This is a genomic window from Bradyrhizobium sp. UFLA01-814 (assembly GCF_046718885.1).
Taxonomy (GTDB): domain Bacteria; phylum Pseudomonadota; class Alphaproteobacteria; order Rhizobiales; family Xanthobacteraceae; genus Bradyrhizobium; species Bradyrhizobium elkanii.
In genome coordinates this window covers 1-3851 of sequence record NZ_JAQOSR010000325.1, presented here as the reverse complement: position 1 = coordinate 3851, position 3851 = coordinate 1, and the positions used below count along the sequence as shown (strand labels likewise).

General features: G+C 66.7%; 4 protein-coding genes. 1 reads left to right on the top strand and 3 read right to left on the bottom strand.

Annotation, left to right across the window (positions count from 1 at the left end; genetic code table 11):
• On the top strand, positions 1-643 hold a 643-nt coding region (locus tag PMN64_RS42365), incomplete at its 5' end, for a metallophosphoesterase family protein (RefSeq protein ID WP_411785049.1).
• Between the two features lie 159 nt (positions 644-802).
• On the opposite strand, the gene PMN64_RS42360 is transcribed toward PMN64_RS42365, so the two are convergent.
• The 3 genes from PMN64_RS42360 to PMN64_RS42350 all read right to left on the bottom strand — a co-directional run.
• Positions 803-1261 carry a DUF2231 domain-containing protein gene (locus PMN64_RS42360; RefSeq protein WP_028341697.1) on the bottom strand — a complete coding sequence of 153 codons (459 nt, stop codon included), beginning with the start codon at positions 1259-1261 and terminating at the stop codon, positions 803-805.
• Between the two features lie 149 nt (positions 1262-1410).
• Positions 1411-1731, bottom strand: a complete 321-nt coding sequence (gene trxA / locus PMN64_RS42355) for a thioredoxin (protein WP_016847387.1) — start codon at positions 1729-1731, stop codon at positions 1411-1413.
• Between the two features lie 114 nt (positions 1732-1845).
• Positions 1846-3851, bottom strand: a 2006-nt coding sequence (locus PMN64_RS42350) for a 3'-5' exonuclease (protein ID WP_411785048.1), incomplete at its 5' end; no start/stop codon positions are given.

Genomic DNA, 3851 nt, shown 5'->3' with positions numbered 1-3851 from the left:
CCTCGGCGACATGGTGAGCGGGCCGCTCGATGCCCGGCCGACGATCGATATGCTGATGGCGCTCGATGCGGTCCATCTGCTCGGCAATCACGACCGCTATCTGATCGACCGCCCGCACGAGAAAATGGGCTCCTGGGAGCGGCTGACCTTTACCCGGCTCGAGCCGCGGCATCTCGACTGGCTGCGCACGCTGCCGGCGAATGCGGTCTATCGCGACGAGGTTTTCCTCTGTCACGCAACGCCCCAGGATGACGAGACCTACTGGCTCGAGACGGTATTGCCGGGCGGCGAGGTTTGCATGTCTGCGCTTGACGCGATCGAGGCAAGGGCCGCCGGCGTGAGGCAGCCGCTGATCCTCTGCGCACACACGCACACTGCGCGAGCCGTGCGGCTTCGCGACGGCCGCTTGATCGTCAATCCCGGCAGCGTCGGCTCGCCCGGCTATCGCGTCGGCAAGCCGCATCCGCATGTCGTGGAGGCCGGTTCGCCCGACGCGCGCTACGCGATCCTCGAGCAGGTCGATGGTGGCTGGGACGTAACCTTCCGCCACATTCCGTACGACCACGCGGCAATGGCGGCGCTGGCGCGCCAGCACGGCCAGGCCGAACTCGCCTCGGCGCTGGCGACGGGATGGATCCGGTAACCGCGCCCCAAACCCGTTTCGTCATACGCGGGCTTGACCCGCGTATCCTTCAATCTTCGCAAGGGCATTTTTCGAACGCAGATGGATGGCCGGGTCAAGCCCGGCCATGACGAACGAGATTCGATAGGCCGGCCTCGGCGTGATGGAGACGATGCACTCCTAATGGATATGCGCCTCATCCGAGACGCCGACATGCTCGCGATAGACCATCTCCCAGCCCTTCCAGCCGGTGAACAGCAGGATCAGGACCACGATGAACGATAGCGCGAGGCCGGTCGGCACGATGGCGGATGTGCCGTGCTCGAAGCGCGAATACCAGTTGTACAGCGCGATCAATACCGCGATGACGTTGCCGCCGGCGTGCTGCCACGCATCGGATAGGTTGCGGACCTGATCGTCTCCGAGGAGATCGATCACGCCGGCAACGGCGGCGAGCGCGGCCATGATCAGGCCGATACCAAGCAGCCAGAGCGAGGCGCTGGCCCAGAACTCAGTGCCCGTCTTCCAGAATGCGAGATCGGCAACGAAGGTCAAAACAAAGCATACGACCGGAAACGGAATGAGCATCGGATGGATAGGATGTCCCGCGACCTGCGCGGTTGATCTGGGGTTCGACATGGGTCCCTCCCGAGGGCCATTTGACACCAGAACGTGGGCCACCCGCTCGGGTTCCTAAGCGTTGCCGCGCAACCGCAGGGATCGGGGTGCAAAACAAAACGGCCGGCTCATCGCCGGCCGTTTGCACAAATCAGCTAATTCGAATCGGATCAGACCGCGGCGGTGATCCACTGCTGCAGCTTGGCCTTCGGAGCGGCGCCGACCTGACGGGACGCCATCTCGCCGCCCTTGAAGATCATCAGGGTCGGGATCGACATCACGCCATACTTCGACGCGGTCTTCGGGCTCTCGTCGACGTTGAGCTTCACGATCTTGACCTTGTCGCCCATCGCGCCGGAAATCTCATCGAGAGCGGGCGCGATCATGCGGCAGGGGCCGCACCACTCGGCCCAGAAGTCGACGACCACCGGCCCGGTCGCCTTGAGCACTTCGGCTTCGAAATCGGCGTCAGAAACCTTGCCAACGGCCATGTGAGTACCTCGTTCGGTTGAGACAAAAGGGCGGTTGAGAATCGCGCCCGGGAGCATGGGTCAAACCTATGAACGCCCCCTTGCCGGGTCAAGGTTGCTCACGCCGACATGAACTTATGCCAGGGCGGCGTCCAGCGCGGAGGCGGAAATCTCCATGATTTCAGTCGTTTCGGTCCAGAGCAGGGCGGCCCGCACGGGCAGCTGGGGATAAAGCTTCGCCAGCACCGCGCGGTACAGCGCGAGCTGCCGGACATAGCCCCGCGGCGCCCCGGCGGCGGTCCTGGGCGGGGCATGATTGGTCTTGAAATCGACGATCAGGACATGGCTAGGGGTCACCACCAGGCGGTCGATCTGGCCCGAGACCAGCGCCTTCGGCTGGCCCGGCCGCTCCAGCCGCCCGACGATCGAGACTTCCGCGCGGCTGCCGGGCGCGAACACGGCGGCGAAGCGCGGATCGGCGATCAGGGCGAGCACCTGATCCGCGAGCGCGGCCTGCTCCTGTTCGCTCCAGCCGTCGGCATTGCGCGCGAGGTAGCCGAGCGCGGCGGCGCGCCGCCGCTCAAGGGCCACGTCGGGCAGCGATTGCAGCAGGCGATGCACCAGCGTGCCGCGTTGCAGGGCGCGGGCGCGCAGCAGCACCGATTCGCCGGTTCGGATCGGATGGCTGTCGCCGTCAGCCGGATCGGACGGACGCAGCATGCCCGCCGCTGATGCTTCCGGTGCGGCCGGTGCACGCAGCCAGGACGGCAACGCGATCGGCACCGCGGCCGCTGACGCAGTCGCACCGGTGAGATCGGCGACGTCGTCCGGCCGCGAATAGCGCATCACCTTGCCGGCCGGCGTCTCCAGCTCCTCGAGCTTGAGCCCGGAATTGGCGAGCCCCCTGGTGATCAGATCGTACCAGGACGATTTCCGCACCGTGTTCATGTTGCCCGGCATGCAGCCGCCGACGATCAGCCGATCGGCGGCACGGGTCATCGCGACATAGAGCAGGCGGCGATACTCGTCCTCGGTGTCGCCGAGCATCGCCTTGCGGGCATCGGCGACGTTGGGCGGATCTTCGGCCTTCTTGCCGGCCCACACCACGACGCCGGGCGCGTTCGGCGCGGCATTGCCCTGCGGCAGATGGATCAGCCGCAGCCGCTGCGTGTCCGACGGCGAGGTCGTGGTGTCGACCAGGAACACCACCGATGCCTCGAGGCCCTTGGCGCCGTGCACGGTCATGACGCGGACCTCGTCGCGCGAAATCTCCATATCGCGCTTCACCTCGGTGTCGGCGGCGCGCAGCCAGGCGACGAAGCCCTGCAGCGAGGCCGGCGCCTTGCGCTCATAGCTCAGCGCAAGCTCGAGGAATTCGTCGAGCGCGTCGTTGGCCTCATGGCCGAGCCGGCGCAGGATGCGCGCCCGCCCGCCGTCGCCGCCGAGCAGCCAGGCGTAGAACGCGAACGGCGTCTCCTGGGTGAAGCGGCGCTCGCATTGTTCGAGACGGCGCAGCGCGGCCGCGAATCGCTCATCGGTTGGCGCCTGCGCGGCCAATGCCTCGCGCAGCGAGCCGCGACGCTGGTACGCCAGTTTGAACAAATCGTCGTCGTCGAGGCCGAACAGCGGGCTCTTCAACGCCACCGCCAGCGCGAGATCGTCCTGCGGCAGCAACAGCGCATCGGCGAGGTTCATCAGGTCGATGATCGCGATGTGCTCGGTCAGCTTCAGCCGGTCGGCGCCGGCGACCGGGATGCCGGCGTGCTTCAGCGCCTGGATCACCGCGTCGAAGGCGTTGCCGCGCCGCCGCACCAGGATCAGCATGTCGCCGTAGCTCAGTGGCCGCCGTCCGCCGGCGCTGCCGGTCATGGTGCCGCTGGCAACGAGGCGCTTGATCTCGGCCTGGATGCGCCTTGCCAGCTTCACCTCGGGGCTGGTCACCGAGACACCGTCGAACGGCGCGCGCCAGCCCTCGATGTCCTGGCGATCGTCGGCAACCGCGAGATCCCAGAGCTCGATCAGGCTCGGGCCGGCGTCAGTCATCGCATTGTGGATCGGGTAGCCGTTCTCGACCGCATGGATGCTGCGGAAGATCTCCTGCTCGCGGAACACTTGGTCGACCGAGTGTAGGATCACCGGCC

Bases quoted from the DNA above. Each gene is read 5' to 3' on its own strand.
- PMN64_RS42360 (WP_028341697.1), bottom strand. From the start codon at position 1,261: ATGTCGAACCCCAGATCAACCGCGCAGGTCGCGGGACATCCTATCCAT.
- trxA (WP_016847387.1), bottom strand. From the start codon at position 1,731: ATGGCCGTTGGCAAGGTTTCTGACGCCGATTTCGAAGCCGAAGTGCTC.